The organism is Anaplasma platys, from assembly GCF_012790675.1.
Classification (GTDB): Bacteria; Pseudomonadota; Alphaproteobacteria; order Rickettsiales; family Anaplasmataceae; genus Anaplasma; species Anaplasma platys.
In genome coordinates this window covers 22,805-40,471 of sequence record NZ_CP046391.1, presented here as the reverse complement: position 1 = coordinate 40,471, position 17,667 = coordinate 22,805, and the positions used below count along the sequence as shown (strand labels likewise).

Here is a 17,667-nt window from a genome sequence, read left to right as displayed (position 1 = left end):
TAACGCAAGGCGCTAATCACGCCTAAATTAGGTAACCAGAACACCATGCTCATCTTTCAAGATTAGTCCCAAGGCACATGCATAGAAAATCCCGTAGTCCTTGATGTTATACCCGGCCACGCCGAGAAACTCTTTTGGCTCCTTTAAAGCGCGGACGGTCCACTGTGAGATTCTTTATTCCGCCACATGCTCGAAGATTACGTACCGTATGCGGGGTTGCTCGCGTTGTGTTCCTGTAAACAAAAAGGCGCGCCTCTTGGCTGGCAGAGCTGCGTTGTGATCTCCCATGCAAAACTAGACATTAAGCAAGATTACAAACTTGCATTCATTTCCTATTTTAAGTTGCACGTTAAAAAGCATTTTGTGGTGTTACACAATGCCTAAACAAAGCAAAATGAAACTCTGTATCATAAAACATGTGCCCCAAAAACAATTGCCCCTATTGCTAGCATGTGCCGATCTAACTGCGATGTGCTGAGAGTTTCAATGCGGGCGTTTTTGTTCTATGGAACCCCTACCAACTGTTTTTACAGAGCATGCCAGTCATACAACAAGCAAGTAGTTCTTAGTATGCCATATGTAAAACCCACGGGCTCACGAACGGTTTATTACCCACTCGTCTGCTGCAATGTTGGGGGTAACGACCGCTAATTTATACGCACCACGAAAAGCACTGTAAATATTAAGTGCGGTGGAAACGCCGCAACATTCTTCTCCGAATGCAGTATCATGCGGAAAGCGCGGTTTTGAAACTTCAACTTCCAATAAACAAGGTGATTGCACAAGAAACGCGTGTTTCACTGAGGTGGGAGACACCATTTAGCGCTTCCTTCAACTGGTTCAGCTCCCCAACCGCACTTGCTTGATAGTTGAGATTTTGCAAGTTTCGCCATACTAGCAGCACGCTAGTGGGTGTTAGTTATGTATTAAATGTATGGTAAAAACCGCACGTAGCTTAATAATTATCCTTTACAACTGCACGCGTATGTGCTCTGAAGAGCCTATGTGGGAACTGTAGCTTAAAGTGCCGTTCTACAGCTTGAATCATGAGCATCCGCCTTGCCCTGTTTTCAAGGCTATGAAGCTTTAATTGGGTGATTTTTCTGTTAACTTGATGTAAATAAAAGCATAGTAGGTTCTGTTCGTTGGGCTAGTAGCACTGGAATAGGTCCTGTCCTTTGCTCAGTATGGTTACAGCTTATTGGTGTCAGGTATGTTTGGTTCTAAGAAAAACGAGAGCAAGACCGAAAAGGAGAGGAAGACCAGATCCGCGACCGCAGCCACGGGAGGAGCGTCAGGAGATTGGTTCCATGACCGCTACGGAACCGTGGTGGTGCAGCGAAACATTTTGCTTTTTCTGGTAGTGCTGTCTGTTTTATGCATAGCCGTAAGTACTTTTGCAATATTCAAAATAGGGAAGACCCGCACTATCGAGCCTTTCGTTGTGGAAATCGAGAAAAAATCAGGGGTTACTACTCTGGTTAACCCCATAACGGTTAAGCAGTACTCTGCTGACGAGGTGCTCAGTAATTACTTCATCGTGGAGTACGTGAAGGCGCGGGAGCTTTATGATCCCAATAACTTCATGTACAACTACTACACGAAGGTGCGGTTGCTTTCGACTCAGGATACCTACAGTAGCTTTCGTAATTGGATTCGGCCTAGTAACCCTTCCAGCCCAATGGCTTTGTATGCGGATTTAGCGCCCAGTGCGGTCAGGGTGCGTTCATTGCAACACTTAGGTGTGGGGAAAGTACAGATCAGGTTTACCTTGGAGTTCACCACAGGAAACGGCGATTTGATCAAGAAAGACCGGATTGCGACGTTAAATTTCAAGTATGCTTCACTTGAGCTGAGCGAGCAAGACAGACAAGTGAATCCTTTGGGCTTCCAGATAACTTACTATAGGGCGGATGATGAATTTCTGTAAAAACTGTGCGTTGTCTTTTGTTGTCGCTGTGCTGTTTTGCAGCTTAAGCATGAGCCCCGATAGTGCATCTGGTAGTGGAGGAGTCCCCATCTCAGTGGACAGCCGGATAAAGACGTTTGTTTACAGCGAAAACGAAGTTTTCCAAGTTGTGTTCAACTACGGTTATCAGTCCTATATTGAATTTTCAAAGGGGGAAACCGTAAAGGTACTGGCTCTGGGTGATAATGTGAACTGGAAGGTTAAGTCAGTTGACAACAAGCTTTTTGTCATGCCGTTGGAAAAAAATGGGCACACAAATATGCTGTTGGAAACAACAAAAGGACGCAACTACGCATTTGACCTAATTTCGCGCGACTCTACACAAGCAGCTCCTACGTCACCTGATTCGCTTGTGGCTCTGGCGACTGAGAATGCCGAGCTGACAGACTTGGCGTACATTGTTCGCTTTTTCTACCTCGAGGACAGAGAGAAAGATGCTTCGAAGAAGGCGGTTGAGTTATCTGCTCCAAGCATGGCTAAAAGGAAGGAGACTGAAACGAAGGTGGAGCTGAAACCCAATGATACCACGAAAGATTACACGTTTTCTGCCCCCAGCACGGCGAGCGCACTCATTCCTGCCCTGACATATGACGATGGGAATTTGACATACTTCAAGTTTAGCGACCCCACTGCACCGCTGCCCAAGATATATGTTCTAGGCGACAGTGGCGAAAAGACTCCCTGTCGCATGCTGCTTCTTGAGGATCATGTCATAGTAGAGGGCGTGCACAGGCGTCTGCTACTAGATTATGGCCGCAGTTCTGTAGTAGTTACGCATGTGGTGCACAATTAGTATTTAAAGGGTAGGTGTCTATGGTTGACAATTTCAGAAGTACAGAAAATGAGGAACACATTGAGGAAGACGTCAACATAGTAGGCGGGCACCGCAGCAAGAAGCTGTTCGTCATCCTATTGGTGGCGCTGGCAGCTTGCACTATGTACTACTTCTTTTTCTTGAAAGAAACTCCTGCCCCAGAAACAGATGAGACATCTGAGGTGGTTGATGAAAAGACAGTTGAAAAGTTTTTGAGAGAAGCCGAAAGTCCGGCTCAGGAAACGGCACCCAGGATTTTAACTCCACCGCCAAAACTTCCGGAACTACCACCTTTGGTTATGCCCAGCGTTCCTGATATTCCTGTGGTGTCCAAGATACTGAAACCCGTCCCGGAACCAGAAGCGCAACAAATAGAGGTTACGACATCGGACGCAGACGATTCTAGTGATGAATTGCAGTCGTTTCCGTTACCATATAAAACGCTAGCAACCGAACAGATTCCTTCGTTCTTGGGCTATGATAGAGAGAAACGAGGCGCGCCCATGATAGCTCTGGGCGGTGGGGGCGATCCTGGCCAATCGGGAGACGAAGCTGGAGGAGCTAGTGTTGACGGCAGGTTCACCTCGTGGCATGGCCTAGAGGGCACAGCGTCGCCCAGCGTGAAAGCCACAATGGTTGGTGATCCTAGGTATGTGATCCTACAGGGGCACATGATTGATGCCGTGCTAGAAACCGCTATCAATTCCGATGTACCTGGCGTTTTAAGAGCTATTGTTTCTCGCGATGTTTATGCAGAAGCTGGCGATCTTGTTCTCATACCTAAAGGATCTCGACTGATCGGAAGTTATTTCTTCGACAATGCGGGCAAAAGCTTGCGGGTTAATATTTCCTGGTCACGGGTAATTTTACCTCATGGCATAGATATACAAATAAACTCGGGCGGCACAGATGAGCTGGGAAGAAACGGCATTGCCGGTGTAGTAGATCATAAGGTTGGTACCGTTCTGACCTCAACAATCTTACTTGCAGGTGTTTCTTTGGGAACTGCGTACGCTGCGGCAAAGATACCTGCTCTGCAATCTGAAATCGTCAAAACAACGTCGACTAAGGATACACCTAAAGATGATGATGAGAAGAAAGACAAAGAAACCACTTCTTCGACGCTGCCTGCGAAGATCGTTTCTGATGCTGTGAAGGACTTCTCCGAATCTGTGAAGTCGCTGATTAATAAATATTCTGATTCAACGCCTACTATTTACATTGACCAAGGCACGTTGATGAGAGTATTCGTAAACCAGGACATCATATTTCCTAGGGGTGCCGTGCGGAAGGTAGGTCGTTGATCTTTGGGGGAACGAAACGATGTCAGTTGCTTGTGCTGCCTTAGAAACATACCTGGAGCCACTGAGGGATATCTTCGAGGAAGATGGGGTAAACGAGATCTCGATCAATAAAGAGCGAGAGGTCTGGGTTGAAAACCGCGGTCAGATGCGGCAAATTCGCGTCGATTCGCTGTCTCTTTCTCACCTTAAAGCGCTATGTCGGTTGATCGCACAAGCAACAGAACAAAGATTAAGTGAAGAGACCCCGTTGCTTTCAGCTTCATTGCCTAATGGTTTTCGGGTTCAGGTGGTTTTTCCTCCGGCATGTGAGAGCGACAAAGTGGTAATGTCTATTCGGAAGCCTTCCACATTGGGCATGTCGCTTGATGACTATGAAGAAGGAGGGGCGTTTGATCGAGTGACGTCTTTAAAATCCAAGAATGTAACTGAAAACGGAAAACTACAAAAGCTACTCGAGCAAAACAAAATAAAGGAGTTTATTTCCACGGCAGTATTACTGAAGAAGAACATCATTGTTAGTGGAGGAACCTCTACAGGAAAAACTACCTTCACCAACGCAGCTCTGCGGGTAATTCCACAAGAGGAGAGAATTATTACTGTAGAAGACTCTCGAGAAATTGCGCTACAGCATCTAAACCGCGTACATTTGCTGGCTTCTAAAGGGGGGCAAGGTCGGGCACGGGTGTCGACACAAGACTTGATCGAGGCCTGCCTCCGCTTACGTCCGGACAGAATAATCGTGGGGGAGTTAAGAGGTGCCGAAGCATTCAGCTTCTTGCGTGCAATTAACACCGGCCACCCTGGGTCCATATCCACATTGCACGCTGACACTCCTCTTATGGCAATAGAACAGCTGAAACTTATGGTGATGCAAGCAGGAATGGGCTTGGCACCGGATCAAATTGTCGAATATATTAGAAATATAATTGACATTATAATACAACTTAAACGCGAATCAGGAGGCGTGCGACACGTTTCGGAAATACTGTTTACTAAAGGCACGAGGGAATGTGAGTAGTTTATTGCAAGAAACGCGTGCATTGTTCTTGTTGGTTTTGTGTGGCGTAGGTTATGCACAGTAACAATCACATAAGAAATATTTTAGTGATGATCGTGGGTGTGTTCACCCTGCTTGAAGTATGTTTTTATACGTCGGGCGTGCTCTTTGTTTTGTTCGTCTGGGGGATAGATTATCTTGATTTCAATGCACTCAACCCCAGCATCATGGATTTTCCCTTGCGCCTGTGGCCGACAATTTTTCAATATATTCATGGGTGGTGGAAAAACCCGCAAGCTTATGGTGTGGCAAATTCTTTAAAGCTTTGGCTTTCGTTTCTATCACCCCTAGCGCTGCTGGGTATTGTTGCCTGGAATCTGCGTCATGTTCTCTTTGATTGGCGCCCCTTCAAGAAGAAGGAAGCGTTGCATGGCGATTCCCGTTGGGCAGCGGAGCGCGACATTAGAAAAATTGGGTTGCGTAGCCGCAAGGGGATATTGCTTGGGAAGGACCAACGCGGGTACCTTGTAGCCGACGGTTTCCAACATGCACTCCTTTTTGCACCTACGGGGTCTGGTAAAGGGGTGGGTTTTGTTATTCCCAACTTGCTGTTTTGGGAAGACTCGGTCATCGTACATGACGTAAAGCTAGAAAACTATGACCTTACCAGTGGCTGGCGTAAAAAAATCGGACATGAAGTTTTTGTTTGGAACCCTGCTCAACCAGATGGAATAAGCCACTGTTACAATCCTCTAGATTGGATTAGTAAAAAACCAGGGCAGATGGTTGATGATGTCCAAAAGATTGCCAACCTAATCATGCCAGAGCAGGATTTTTGGTACAACGAAGCGCGCAGCTTGTTCGTTGGCGTCGTGCTTTATCTGCTTGCGGTACCTGAAAAGACCAAATCTTTTGGTGAAGTAGTCCGGACGATGCGTAGCGATGATGTAGTTTACAATCTGGCCGTCGTTTTGGACACTATCGGGAAGAAAATCCACCCCGTTGCTTACATGAACATTGCAGCATTCCTTCAAAAAGCTGATAAGGAACGTTCTGGGGTAGTTTCTACCATGAACTCCTCTTTGGAACTTTGGGCCAACCCTCTTATTGACACAGCGACAGCCTCTAGTGACTTCAATATTCAGGATTTCAAACGCCGCAAGGTTTCTGTTTATGTTGGAGTAACTCCCGACAACCTGACCAGATTGCGCCCACTCATGCAGGTGTTTTACCAACAAGCAACGGAATTTCTGTGTCGGGCTCTGCCTTCGGATGACGAACCCTATGGGGTGCTGTTTCTAATGGATGAGTTCCCGACGCTGGGAAAAATGGAACAGTTCCAGACCGGTATTGCTTACTTCAGGGGTTATCGCGTCAGGCTGTTCTTGATCATTCAGGACACCGAACAATTAAAGGGCATTTACGAGGAGGCAGGAATGAACTCGTTCCTTTCAAACTCCACATATCGTATTACCTTTGCGGCTAACAATATTGAAACTGCCAATTTGATTTCACAACTTATCGGTAATAAGACCGTGAGTCAGGAATCACTGAACAGGCCTAAGTTTTTAGATCTCAATCCCGCTTCACGTTCGTTACATATTTCTGATACACAGCGGGCGCTGCTATTACCGCAGGAAGTAATTATGTTGCCAAAGGATGAGCAAATACTTTTGATTGAGTCAACATATCCGATCAAGTCGAAGAAAATCAAATACTTTGAAGATAAGACCTTTACTCGCAGACTTCTAAAGAGTACATTTGTCCCCACGCAGGAGCCATATGACCCAAACAAGTTGCGGGGGGATGATGCTGGCGGGAGTACAGTAGTGTCGGATGCTGATGACGGTGAAAACTTGAAAGCCCTGATCGCTGATGACGGGGGGGATTATGCTTCTGGGGAAAGTGAAGATTTTGAGGAAGATGGTAGTTTTGTGGATCGGGACGAAGATTTGGATGGCCTGGACGGCCAGGAACAGTTTTATAAAGCAGAGGATACAGACAACTCTGACTTGCAAGATGATGGTGCTTATCTTGGGGATGATCCCGAAGACGATATTTACGGCGATGAGGATTTCGATCGCGACGACCTGGATGAGGACGATTTGGAAGAAAACTGGGCTTCGGAAGAGGAGCTTGAGGATGGGTTCTACGACGACGCTACAGATGACGCACTGGAAGAAGACGACTGGGATGCTATCCCAGAAGAGACTGACGATAAAAACAAAAAATAAAACCTTACTGCGCGACACCAGGGAACCTTTGTTGTTCGCCTTTCCTGCAACGACATACTGAGTTTTTGATCTTTCGCATGTAGGAACAGTGCGTGCTATGCCACTTGTGAGCAGACCTGCGGGGAAGCTGTTATTCGCCCCGTAGGCCTTTGGTAGTCCCCACTAACTGCCCTCTCACAGCAGTAAAAAACGCCTTTCTTCCTTGGTACTGGCGCCTGCATGGAACTATTACTTGGATATGTTGTCTCAGTTCGATATTATTATTTCTGTAATAACATTTGACTCCTTGCAATATGACACACTTTGTGACGGATAGGTGTATTCGCTGTAAATTTACCGATTGCGTTGAAGTCTGCCCTGTGGATTGCTTTTATGAAGGGGCTAATATGCTGGTGATTGATCCAGAACAGTGCATTGACTGCGGGGTTTGCATTCCTGAATGTCCAGCAGATGCAATTGTGAGCGACGAGTTTATTGTTGATGTTCTTTCCTCTAGTGAAGAGGTCTTAAATGCCGAACAAAAAGTGCTCAAAAGCTTCTATGACATAAATATGAAGTACTCAAAGCTGTGGCCGAACATCACCGCAGCGAGACCCCACTCTGAAAATGCGGAGAACTACAAGGAAGTTGTCAATAAAGCACAATTTTTCGGGGAAAATCTGGTTGCTGAGACCACGGGAGAATAGAAGCAAAACTTTGACTGCTCGGCAGCGTTGCTGCCTGCTCAGCTACAGCACCATCATTGCATCAACAGACCGGCGCGCGGCGGTTATCGTATCTTTATCAAGCGCAACCTCGGGCAATTCTTTAGTAAGACACATGTACAATTTTTCTAGCGTGTTTAAACGCATGTGCGGACATTTACTACACGAGTCACAGCCCTTCCCCGTAGAGTTGATAACGTAAAACGTGCTGCCTGGCGACGCCTTTTTCATCTGATATACGAGACCTTCTTCGGTGAGCACAATAAATTTATTTCCTGGTCGCGCCGCCGCGTACTGCAATAGGTTTTTTGTCGAGCCAATGCAATGCGCATGCCGCAACAAATTGCCGGGACATTCCGGATGTGCAATGACATGAGCATCCGGATGGCGTGCCATCACGCTCATTAGTTCAACCTCGGAAAAGCTCTCGTGAACAATACAGCTCCCATGCCACAGCAACATTTCGCGCCCGGTTTTCCCCTGCAAAAATTGCCCCAGGTATCTGTCAGGCGCAAACAAAATTTTCTTCTCCGGCGGTATTCTGTTGATTATGTTTTCGGCATTAGAAGAAGTACATATGATATCCGAGTAACATTTGACTTCAGCTGAAGAGTTAATGTAAGTCACGGATATGTGATCACTATGCGACTGCCTAAATTTCTTAAAATCCGCGCCGCGGCAGGAATCTGCCAGTGAGCATCCCGCATTGATATCCGGAAGTATAACCTTGCGGCTGGGGTTCAGAATCTTGGCAACTTCTGCCATAAAGTACACACCGCAGAAAACAATTAGGTCTGCTTCTACAGCCGCTGCCTTCTTGGATAAATCCAGGGAATCACCAACGAAATCTGCCACTTCTTGGATCTCATCCTCCTGGTAGTAGTGAGCCAAGATGACTGCGTTCTTCTCCTTTGAAATCGCCCTGATTTCGCGCGACAAATCCCGGCACTTCTGCTGCATGACGATTCAGTAGATTATCACTAAAAATTTTCGGAATCATATCAGGAATTTTACTTCTTGATAAACTAAATTAGTTTTTTAACCCAACGTGACGCCATATCACGGTGCACACTCTGATAATGTGGAAAGATAAACCTAAAAAACGACCGGCACACAAGAAAAAATTATGGAAGATAACTTTATTACTAACGCGGCAGCAACTCTCGGAGGCATGCGTAGCTGTCATCAAAAAGACAATCAGTAGAATCTGTGCGCAAAACCAACAGGCGTGGTGATAAATATTTATGGCTTTTGAGAGAAGAGCAACTTACAGACACAAAGAAAACAAGACGCTTGCGTCGCACGCTGGAAACTCTTACTCATTCACGTTGTGGTCTTGTTTCACGAGTTACAGCGAGCGAAGTACTTTTCCTCGCTTAAATTTCACGTCCAGAAATAACGATAGAGTGAATAACACAAAGGCACGGACAAAATGATAACACCCCTATGTACTCATGCACTTGATTTATCCCCCATACACAACCATCAATTATAATTTCCTCCGCATCCACAACTGCAACTTAGTCAAAAATATAATATTGCTTCCGATAGATTACCAACAACCGCTAGCATTGTTTTATCTTTTACCTGTTAGGGAGTTTGATGAAGGAATCTTTCAGCCTTTTCAATAGAAACTACGGGACCTCATCTTTTCTCGATCATAACCGAGACGCCATTTGGGAAGAAAGAGACTACAACAACTTTGCCAGAAACGGCTATATCAAAAATGTCATTGCTTTCAGGTCAATTCACATGATCGCAGCCGCGGCTGGATCAGTAAATCTAACACTAAACAAGCATACCAAAAACGGCATCTTTCAAATTTGTCATCACCCATTATTGAAATTGCTGAATCGGCCCAACCACTCCATGACCAGAGCAGAATTCATTGAGAGCATAATTACCTACCGGTTGATAAGTGGGAATGCTTTTGTGCTGGCGGTCGCTTGTCCTTCACTTGCGCCGCACGAGTTGTTTCTGTTACGGCCCGATAGAGTCGAGATAATGAACAGGGACAACATTGTTTCCTACCGTTACACAGTAGATTCTACTGTATACGAGTTCGCTAACAATCCAACTGCGGCTCATCACGTTCTATTACACTTAAAAAACTTTCATCCACTCAGTGATTGGTACGGTTTATCCACCATCGAAGCTGCTTCTTACAGCATCGAACAACACAATCAAGCCAGTGCCTGGAACCAGGCAATGTTACAAAATGGGGCAAGACCGAGTGGAGCACTCGTGGTAAATCACAAGGATGGCCGCAATGCAACCCTGTCGCCGCAACAATATCAAAGACTCAAAGAACAAATAGATTCATTTTATTTAGGAAACAGAAATGCGGGGCGCCCTCTATTGCTCGAAGGCGGATTGGAATGGAAAGAAATGAGTTTAACCCCCAAAGACATGGACTTTATTGAGTCGAAAAACACCGCGGCACGCGAGATAGCTCTCGCTTTTGGTGTTCCCCCACAGCTTATAGGAATTCCAGGAGACAACACCTATAGCAACCTCTCAGAGGCACGCCTGGCTCTTTGGGAACAAACCGTAATTCCCCATCTTGAAAGCATCATTGCGCACCTCAACGCATGGCTTGTCCCATGTTTTGGCAGCAACTTATTTTTAGCATATGACAAAGAATCTATCAGTGTTCTCACGGAGAAAAGGCAGCGTTTGTGGCAATACGTGCAGAACGCAACCTTTATGACAACCAATGAAAAAAGGGCTGCCTTCGGATTACACCCTGTTGAAGGAGGCAATTCGATAAAAAACTAAAAATCATTTCAACAACGACGGATACTATTATGGATGTTACGCAACAACTAAAGAGTGATTTCATCTCAGACAAAGGTATTTTCTGGGGTTACGCCAGTGTTTTTAACCGCGTTGATAACCAAAAAGACATTATCGCACCGGGATCATTTACAGATTCTTTAAAGCGAAGAAAAGTTGCCCTCCTGTGGCAACATAATACCAAAGACCCAATCGGGAAAATTCTGCGATTGACGGAAAATTCCTTCGGACTGCTAACCACGGCACAGCTAAACCTGGAACTACATAAGGCCCGCGAAATCTATTCTCTAATTAAGAAGGGCATAATCAACTCGTTATCCATTGGTTATAGAGTTGTCACCTCGCGGCGGGATAAGCGCTCTGGGATCAGGATAATTACAAAAATTGACCTGTGGGAAATCAGCCTAGTGACTTTTCCGGCAAACGAGAAGGCAACTATATCGCATGTAAAGTGCGGGGAACCCGGTAACGTGGAAAAGGAAGAACAACTCACCAAGATGTTATCTTAAAACTTCTGGTCACGGAGAAGAAGCTTTCTGAGTCGCCGGGGAAAGGTCGATAACTACCTTATATATACACCTGTTGTCGGCCTCTTTTATTGAAAACACAACGCCGCTTTTGTGGTGAAAAACCTCGTCGACAACGGGTACGCGCCCCACCATTGAAAAAATTAAACCACCAACTGTGTCGTACTCTTCCTCATCATTAGCTTCACGTAGGGTAATCCCTAGGGTTTGCTCCAGATTTTTTACGAGCACTCTAGCATTCACTTCCATCCTATCCGGCGAGAGGTTCACAATATCAGGAATTGAAGAAGCGTCGTGCTCATATTCGATGTCACCCACGATTTGTTCGACAATGTCTTCCATGGTTATGAGACCGTCAGTACTCCCATATTCGTCCAAAACTATGGCCATATGCACGCGTGATGCCTGCATCTTAATAAAAAGGCTTATTGCTTTCATGGAATGTGGCACATACATCACCTCGTGGATAATGTCCTTTACATCAAAAACAGCATCACTCTTGAGTAAAATGTCTTTTATGTGGATAAACCCGATGATGTTATCAAGGTTGTCCCTGTAGATTGGCACTCGTGTATGCCGACTCTGTCGGACAAAATTTATTAGTTCTTTATCCTCGAGGCAAAAAGCCCGAATTTCCGAACGCTGGACCATGATCTCCTGAACCGAACAGTCATCCAGATTTATGAGGTTGTTCATAATGTGGCAGCCATTGAAGCCGAAATGGTTTTCCTTGAAAATCTTCCGCCTTAGAAAATCGGCAAACCCCGGTAAGTGGTTAAACAAAAAAGAATAAAACCGTGACCGGAATCCACAAAACATCGCCCGCTCACTATCTTCGTCTTCTGCAGATACTTTACGACACATTATATGTGCGACCAACAAACTACTTGATCCGAGCCCAGAGTATACACAGCTGAATTTTATTTTCCATACAAAGTTACTGTATAACTCTGTTAACAAACATGTAGATAGTTAGTGAATAAAAGTTATCCACACGCACCAAGTTAGTTATACACAGAGTTGTTATAAAAAACACTAAGAAGAAAGGATTCTTCAAGTTTTTCTTGGTGCAGTTATCAACACAATTCACAAACATTTTATACACATAAATTCTGCTAGAAAATCAGAGTGTTACTAACTTTACTAACAAATTTATTCACAAAAATAAACCTGTAATACAAGAGACTTTTTGACACGCGAGAAGTTATTCACACAATTAACAGGCATAAATTAGTTATATTTATAATATTGAAGAATTATGATGTTTAACTCAAAAGAACATAACAACGTGCTGAGAAGCTTGTTGGAAACACGAACTGCACAGAATCGGATACCGATTTGGTTCATGAGACAAGCTGGAAGATACCTACCGGAGTATCAAGAGGAAATGCACGATGTGACCAACTTCCTTCAAGCTTGTTATGACATCGCACGGGTTGAAAAAATTACTCTACAACCCATCAACAGATTTGACTTAGACGCAGCCATCATTTTTTCGGACATAATGACTTTGCCAGATGCAATGGGGTTTAAGGTAGATTTTCCTCGGGGTCATGCACCAAAGGTTTCCTTTCAAAACAGGCAAAAGAATAACATCGAAAGGACCATTGAAATCTTATCTCCGGTATTGGAAAGCATCCATCGCGTAAGAAAAAAACTGGCAAAAAATAAGGAACTGATCGGTTTTATAGGTGCACCCTGGACGCTGGCAACTTACATTCTTGGAAAAGAAAAAAATGCAAAAGAACTTATACTCCAACACCGTGCCGGCGACAGAACCCTGCAAAATCTCATAGATGAACTTATAGAATACTCCATAATGTTTTTAGCGAAACAGGCAGCTGCTGGAGCGGATATCCTACAGATTTTTGATAGTCACGCTGGAGACCTACCACATGACCTCTTCATTTCATTCGTACTGGAACCAACACACAAAATAGTAAAGGCACTAAAAAAGACACACCCGCAAACTTACATAATTGGTTTTCCGAAAGGCGCGGGGACTTTATATAACCTATACGCTAAAGCTTCTGGAGTAGATGCCACGAGTATTGACTACACTGTCCAACCGTCCTGGGTAAGGGGCAACATCGCGGGGATAGTACAGGGAAACCTGGATCCTGCCGTCGTTGCGCACGATGCCGATCTTGCCATAAGCCAGACGAAGAACATCCTGGAAAATCTTTCAAGCAATCCTCTAATTTTTAACTTGGGGCATGGAATTTTGCCAAACACACCGCCACATCATATCGAATTGATTGTAGAAACAGTGAGAAACTACTCACGCCGCTAGCGCACCTAAATACTTGACACTGCGGTGCCTTCATATGTACCTTACGATCACCAAGTTTTGTCGTCACCACATGAAGAAGCATGACTTTCACATACTCTCCACCAGCCCGTGGCCTTTGCTTCTCTCTATCAGTGCTTTTATGACCGCATTTGGTGCGGTGGGTTTTATACATAGCCATAGTTACGGGTATTTTGTTCTGCCGCTCGGCACAGTAGCTACACTATATGTGCTGTGGCGTTGGTGGTACGATGTGATTGCCGAGGCTATTCGGGACAAATGCTTCACCGAGATTGTTCAGAAGGGGCTGCGTTTTGGCTTTGCGATAGTGATCCTTTCGGAAACAATGCTCTTTTTTGCATTTTTCTGGTCTTTCTTTAAGGCATGGCTTTTTCCCGCTTACCATCTGGTCGATTTTGCACAGAAGGTGCCGACGATCTGGCCTCCAGTTGGCATTAAAACGGTTAACCCTTGGTCTATCCCCTTTTTCAACACTATCACTCTTCTGCTTTCCGGGTGTACATTAACCTGGTCTCATAATCTCCTGCTCGAGAACGATACTAAATCGGCGTCTCGCTTTCTCCTCTTTACCATTTTACTTGGAATTATCTTTTCTGCTTTCCAAGGAATTGAATACATGCATGCGGGGTTTTCTTTTCGAGAGGAGGGGCTAAATGCAATTTATTCCTCGAACTTTTACCTAGCAACGGGCTTTCACGGCCTACACGTCCTGATGGGTATCGTTTCTCTTATCGTTTGCTACGTCAGAATGCTGCGGGGAAAGATAAATGCAAACTGCCATGTTGGCTTTGAATGTTCTGCTTGGTATTGGCACTTTGTTGACGTTGTATGGCTTTTTCTCTTTCTTTTCATGTACGTTGTCAGCTCATAAATGCATGTAATTGGCATTGACCCAGGGCTTGCGAATACAGGATGGGCGGTTATTCATTTTAAACATGGGCAGGTAACGCTTTGTGATGCTGGCACAATTTGTCCGCGGGGCACTCTACCAATCCACGGCAAGTTGCATTACATTTATCAGACGCTTAACACTACTGCCAATCGTTTTACGATCAACTGCGCCGCTATTGAGAATGTTTTTGTGAATACCAACCCTAAGTCCTCCATGTTTTTATGCTACGCAAGGAGCGCAGCCATGATCGCGCTGATGAACAATAACGTGGAGATATTTGAATACCAACCAACAACTGTGAAACGGCGGGTTTTTGGTTCCGGACACGCAGATAAGGCGCAGATCGCTTACGTTGTCAATTCCACCTTACGTCTTCCAAACGACACAAAACATTCGCTACACGTGACGGATGCCATATCAATCGCGCTGTGCCACGTATACTCTACTAAGTCCGTTCTTTTCTGACTTAAAAAAGTCTTTTTTCTTCATCTTTTAACAGAAGTTCGATATTTTCCTTGTGCTTATACGTGATGAGGATACTTGTTATCACATAAACGAAGACACTTATCTTATTTTCTTCCGTCATTGCACAGACAAAAATCGAGGTGGCAAGGGCAACCAGCGTGCTCAAAGAGCTAATTTTACTGATTGCAAAGGTGGAGGACCAGGAAATGAAGAAAGAAACGGCGGCTGCTGGATTAAGTAAAGTCAGCGCACCGAGGTTTGCTGCGACTCCCTTTCCCCCTTTAAATTTCAGCCATAAGGGAAAAATGTGACCAATGACGACAAAGAGACCGCACAAGTATGCACATACCGGATCTGTTCCCATTATTTTGCCGCATGCGATGGGGATTGCTCCCTTTGCTAAATCGGTTGAAAGAACAAGAAGGCCCATAACCTTACTTCTTCGAAAAACATTGGTTGCGCCCACATTTTTTGATCCTGTCTCGCGTATGTCTTCCTTTCGAACCAGCTTTGGTATTATCCAGGCAAATGGGATTGAACCTATGAGATAGGACAGTAGGGCTATTGATAAAAACACAGTTTTTCTCCCAAGTAAATTCACTTACTAATTCAAAGATGTTACAATTTAATACAGGATTTTCTCCTTTTCTTGGACAATTTTTATGTTTGAACAATTAATCACTTATGCTCTTGCAGAGGATTTAGATGCATCAGGTGATGTGACGACAAACTGCATCATCAGTGATCAAACATCTCATTTTAGAGTTAATGCTCGAGAAGACCTAGTTTTCGCAGGGGCAGTGGTGATTAACAACCTCTTGCAAATGTTTCCTGACTGCCTCTCCTTTACAAAAGAGTTTCCGGATGGTTCTATAGCTTATAGAGGTGACTGTCTTTTTCAAGGTTCCGGCACGACAGCGCGCATTCTGTCAATCGAACGTGTATTGCTAAACCTTCTGCAACGAGCATCAGGTATTGCCACGATTACGAGGCAGTTTGTCGAATTAGTGAAAAGTACAAATACTGAGATCAGAAGTACAAGGAAAACCGCTCCCGGGCTGCGCAAGTTTGACCTTTATGCAGTACGAGTTGGAGGAGGAAAAAGTTATCGAACTGGCCTTTATGATGGTGTGATGATCAAGGACAACCACATTGCCAGTTGCAGTGGAATTACTGCGTGTGTCCGCAAAATAAGGGATAAACTGGGAGATGTTGTCATTACTGTTGAATGTGATACCCTGGAACAGGTTGAGGAGTCTTTACAGAATGCAATTCACACTGTCATGTTAGACAATATGAGCATAAAAGACATTAGAACGGCTGTTGCTCTTGTGAAAAGGAGGGCTAAAACGGAAGCCTCTGGTGGTATTACCCTGCAAAACGTCAGAGAAATAGCAGAGTGTGGTGTTGACTACATTTCTGTGGGGTGCATTACCAACTCAGTAATCTGCAAAGATATCGGGCTAGACTTCCTCTAGTTTTCGTCCTTCCTATGAGCTTATATCCTTCCAGAAATCCTTTACCTTCTGAAAAAAGACAGACGATTTCGGGCTACTACTAGCATTAGATTCATCATCAAACTTTCTCAGAATTTCTATTTGCTTTTTTGAAAGCTTCACTGGTGTTTCCACAGTGACCTGTACGTACATATCTCCCCGCCTATCTTTAGCATAGACCTCGGGCATTCCCTTTCCTCTCATTCTCAACTTGTCGTTATTTTGTGTGCCCTCAGGTATTTTTAGCTTCGCCCAGGTTCCATCGATCGTGGGCATCTCTATCTCACCTCCTAAGGCTGCCAATGTCATCTTGATGGGGACGTTACAGTACAAATCAGCACCTTTTCTTGTAAAAAACTTGTGACTCTTTACGGTCACGTACACGTATAAGTCTCCACTGGGGGCACCGCGGCATCCGGCTTCTCCTTTTCCGTTCACGCGAACTTTATTTCCGTTTTCAATCCCCTGCGGAACTGTAACCAAGATGCCAACTTCGTTTCTTACTCGCCCTGAACCACCACAACGTTTACACTTATTCTTTATTATTTCTCCCTCACCACTGCAGGTATGACACAATTCTTCAATGGTGAGAAAGCCTTTTCTTGTTCGAATTCTCCCAGCTCCATTACAAGTACCGCATTTAACGGCTTTTGCTTCACCTTCACTTCCGTTTCCTGAGCAAGTCGAACACGCTACGTTTGTTACATAGCTTATGGGGATCTTTACGCCCTTGAATGCATCTTCTAATGATATCTCAATGTCATATCGGAGGTCAGCCCCACGAACTTTTTCACGAGATTGCCCCTGGGTTCCTCGAGAAAAACCTCCCCCGAAAAAGTCATTAAATATATCGGAGAAGTCCGAGGAGAATCCTCCGTTAAATCCTCCACCGAAGCCAGAGTTTCCTCCCCCCATACCTCCAGAAAAAGCACTATGACCGTACCTATCATATGCATCTCGCTTTTCCCGGTCGCTTAGTACCTCATAGGCCTCACTTATTTTCTTAAACTTTTCTTCTGCTTCCTTATCTCCAGGATTTTTATCAGGATGGTATTTAAAAACCATTCTCCTGTACGATTTCTTTATTTCGTCTTCACTAGCGCTTCTGCTTACGCCTAGAAGCTCATAGTAATCATCACTTGCCATCTTTCTTCTTCA

Annotated in this window: 16 protein-coding genes; 12 read left to right on the top strand and 4 right to left on the bottom strand. The window is 44.7% G+C overall.

Annotation, left to right across the window (positions count from 1 at the left end; translation table 11 throughout):
* Nucleotides 1-1,213 precede the first annotated feature (1,213 nt).
* From ANPL_RS00215 to ANPL_RS00190, 6 genes are all read left to right on the top strand, one after another.
* Complete coding sequence (locus ANPL_RS00215) at nucleotides 1,214-1,930, top strand: VirB8 family type IV secretion system protein (RefSeq protein WP_169192828.1); 717 nt, start codon at nucleotides 1,214-1,216, stop codon at nucleotides 1,928-1,930.
* Complete coding sequence (virB9, locus tag ANPL_RS00210; protein WP_272899042.1) at nucleotides 1,914-2,762, top strand: P-type conjugative transfer protein VirB9; 849 nt, start codon at nucleotides 1,914-1,916, stop codon at nucleotides 2,760-2,762. Before ANPL_RS00215 ends, virB9 begins: the two co-directional genes overlap by 17 nt.
* Nucleotides 2,763-2,782: 20 nt before the next feature.
* Nucleotides 2,783-4,087, top strand: a complete 1,305-nt coding sequence (locus ANPL_RS00205) for a TraB/TrbI/VirB10 family type IV secretion system protein (protein ID WP_169192827.1) — start codon at nucleotides 2,783-2,785, stop codon at nucleotides 4,085-4,087.
* A 19-nt stretch (nucleotides 4,088-4,106) separates the two neighbouring features.
* A complete protein-coding gene (virB11, locus tag ANPL_RS00200) occupies nucleotides 4,107-5,105 on the top strand; it encodes a P-type DNA transfer ATPase VirB11 (RefSeq protein ID WP_169192826.1) in 999 nt (332 codons plus the stop codon).
* A gap of 53 nt (nucleotides 5,106-5,158) precedes the next feature.
* A complete protein-coding gene (locus tag ANPL_RS00195) occupies nucleotides 5,159-7,318 on the top strand; it encodes a type IV secretory system conjugative DNA transfer family protein (protein ID WP_169192825.1) in 2,160 nt (719 codons plus the stop codon).
* A 293-nt stretch (nucleotides 7,319-7,611) separates the two neighbouring features.
* Entirely contained in the window at nucleotides 7,612-8,004 is a 393-nt protein-coding gene (locus ANPL_RS00190; protein WP_169192824.1) for a ferredoxin family protein, read from the top strand.
* A gap of 42 nt (nucleotides 8,005-8,046) precedes the next feature.
* On the opposite strand, the gene nadA is transcribed toward ANPL_RS00190, so the two are convergent.
* The gene (gene nadA / locus ANPL_RS00185) at nucleotides 8,047-8,982 is read right to left on the bottom strand and encodes a quinolinate synthase NadA (RefSeq protein WP_169192823.1); all 936 of its coding nucleotides are present in this window, start codon (nucleotides 8,980-8,982) and stop codon (nucleotides 8,047-8,049) included.
* Nucleotides 8,983-9,624: 642 nt separating this feature from the next.
* On the opposite strand from nadA, the gene ANPL_RS00180 reads away from it, so the two are divergent.
* Both ANPL_RS00180 and ANPL_RS00175 read left to right on the top strand, forming a co-directional pair.
* Nucleotides 9,625-10,800 (top strand): phage portal protein, encoded by a 1,176-nt coding sequence (locus tag ANPL_RS00180; RefSeq protein ID WP_169192822.1) that lies wholly within the window; start codon nucleotides 9,625-9,627, stop codon nucleotides 10,798-10,800.
* 29 nt (nucleotides 10,801-10,829) lie between these two features.
* On the top strand, nucleotides 10,830-11,327 hold the full coding sequence (locus tag ANPL_RS00175) for an HK97 family phage prohead protease (protein ID WP_169192821.1): 498 nt from the start codon (nucleotides 10,830-10,832) through the stop codon (nucleotides 11,325-11,327).
* A gap of 9 nt (nucleotides 11,328-11,336) precedes the next feature.
* Here the strand turns inward: ANPL_RS00175 and ANPL_RS00170 are convergent, their stop codons facing one another.
* Nucleotides 11,337-12,209, bottom strand: coding sequence for a hemolysin family protein (locus ANPL_RS00170; RefSeq protein WP_169192820.1), 873 nt, complete (start codon nucleotides 12,207-12,209; stop codon nucleotides 11,337-11,339).
* 394 nt (nucleotides 12,210-12,603) lie between these two features.
* Here ANPL_RS00170 and hemE point away from each other — a divergent pair, with 394 nt between their 5' ends.
* From hemE to ruvC, 3 genes are all read left to right on the top strand, one after another.
* Nucleotides 12,604-13,638 (top strand): uroporphyrinogen decarboxylase, encoded by a 1,035-nt coding sequence (hemE, locus tag ANPL_RS00165; RefSeq protein ID WP_236822833.1) that lies wholly within the window; start codon nucleotides 12,604-12,606, stop codon nucleotides 13,636-13,638.
* Between the two features lie 70 nt (nucleotides 13,639-13,708).
* Nucleotides 13,709-14,527, top strand: coding sequence for a cytochrome c oxidase subunit 3 (locus ANPL_RS00160; protein WP_169192819.1), 819 nt, complete (start codon nucleotides 13,709-13,711; stop codon nucleotides 14,525-14,527).
* Complete coding sequence (gene ruvC / locus ANPL_RS00155; protein ID WP_169192818.1) at nucleotides 14,528-15,013, top strand: crossover junction endodeoxyribonuclease RuvC; 486 nt, start codon at nucleotides 14,528-14,530, stop codon at nucleotides 15,011-15,013. It abuts the gene before it with no gap.
* 1 nt (nucleotide 15,014) lies between these two features.
* Here the strand turns inward: ruvC and plsY are convergent, their stop codons facing one another.
* A complete protein-coding gene (gene plsY / locus ANPL_RS00150) occupies nucleotides 15,015-15,590 on the bottom strand; it encodes a glycerol-3-phosphate 1-O-acyltransferase PlsY (protein ID WP_169192817.1) in 576 nt (191 codons plus the stop codon).
* 85 nt (nucleotides 15,591-15,675) lie between these two features.
* Here plsY and nadC point away from each other — a divergent pair, with 85 nt between their 5' ends.
* On the top strand, nucleotides 15,676-16,491 hold the full coding sequence (gene nadC / locus ANPL_RS00145) for a carboxylating nicotinate-nucleotide diphosphorylase (protein ID WP_169192816.1): 816 nt from the start codon (nucleotides 15,676-15,678) through the stop codon (nucleotides 16,489-16,491).
* 12 nt (nucleotides 16,492-16,503) lie between these two features.
* On the opposite strand, the gene dnaJ is transcribed toward nadC, so the two are convergent.
* Nucleotides 16,504-17,655 carry a molecular chaperone DnaJ gene (gene dnaJ, locus ANPL_RS00140; RefSeq protein ID WP_169192815.1) on the bottom strand — a complete coding sequence of 384 codons (1,152 nt, stop codon included), beginning with the start codon at nucleotides 17,653-17,655 and terminating at the stop codon, nucleotides 16,504-16,506.
* Nucleotides 17,656-17,667: the final 12 nt, after the last annotated feature.

Bases quoted from the DNA above. Each gene is read 5' to 3' on its own strand.
- ANPL_RS00215 (WP_169192828.1), top strand. From the start codon at position 1,214: ATGTTTGGTTCTAAGAAAAACGAGAGCAAGACCGAAAAGGAGAGGAAG.
- virB9 (WP_272899042.1), top strand. From the start codon at position 1,914: ATGATGAATTTCTGTAAAAACTGTGCGTTGTCTTTTGTTGTCGCTGTG.
- ANPL_RS00205 (WP_169192827.1), top strand. From the start codon at position 2,783: ATGGTTGACAATTTCAGAAGTACAGAAAATGAGGAACACATTGAGGAA.
- virB11 (WP_169192826.1), top strand. From the start codon at position 4,107: ATGTCAGTTGCTTGTGCTGCCTTAGAAACATACCTGGAGCCACTGAGG.
- ANPL_RS00195 (WP_169192825.1), top strand. From the start codon at position 5,159: ATGCACAGTAACAATCACATAAGAAATATTTTAGTGATGATCGTGGGT.
- ANPL_RS00190 (WP_169192824.1), top strand. From the start codon at position 7,612: ATGACACACTTTGTGACGGATAGGTGTATTCGCTGTAAATTTACCGAT.
- nadA (WP_169192823.1), bottom strand. From the start codon at position 8,982: ATGCAGCAGAAGTGCCGGGATTTGTCGCGCGAAATCAGGGCGATTTCA.
- ANPL_RS00180 (WP_169192822.1), top strand. From the start codon at position 9,625: ATGAAGGAATCTTTCAGCCTTTTCAATAGAAACTACGGGACCTCATCT.
- ANPL_RS00175 (WP_169192821.1), top strand. From the start codon at position 10,830: ATGGATGTTACGCAACAACTAAAGAGTGATTTCATCTCAGACAAAGGT.
- ANPL_RS00170 (WP_169192820.1), bottom strand. From the start codon at position 12,209: ATGTGTCGTAAAGTATCTGCAGAAGACGAAGATAGTGAGCGGGCGATG.
- hemE (WP_236822833.1), top strand. From the start codon at position 12,604: ATGATGTTTAACTCAAAAGAACATAACAACGTGCTGAGAAGCTTGTTG.
- ANPL_RS00160 (WP_169192819.1), top strand. From the start codon at position 13,709: ATGAAGAAGCATGACTTTCACATACTCTCCACCAGCCCGTGGCCTTTG.
- ruvC (WP_169192818.1), top strand. From the start codon at position 14,528: ATGCATGTAATTGGCATTGACCCAGGGCTTGCGAATACAGGATGGGCG.
- nadC (WP_169192816.1), top strand. From the start codon at position 15,676: ATGTTTGAACAATTAATCACTTATGCTCTTGCAGAGGATTTAGATGCA.
- dnaJ (WP_169192815.1), bottom strand. From the start codon at position 17,655: ATGGCAAGTGATGATTACTATGAGCTTCTAGGCGTAAGCAGAAGCGCT.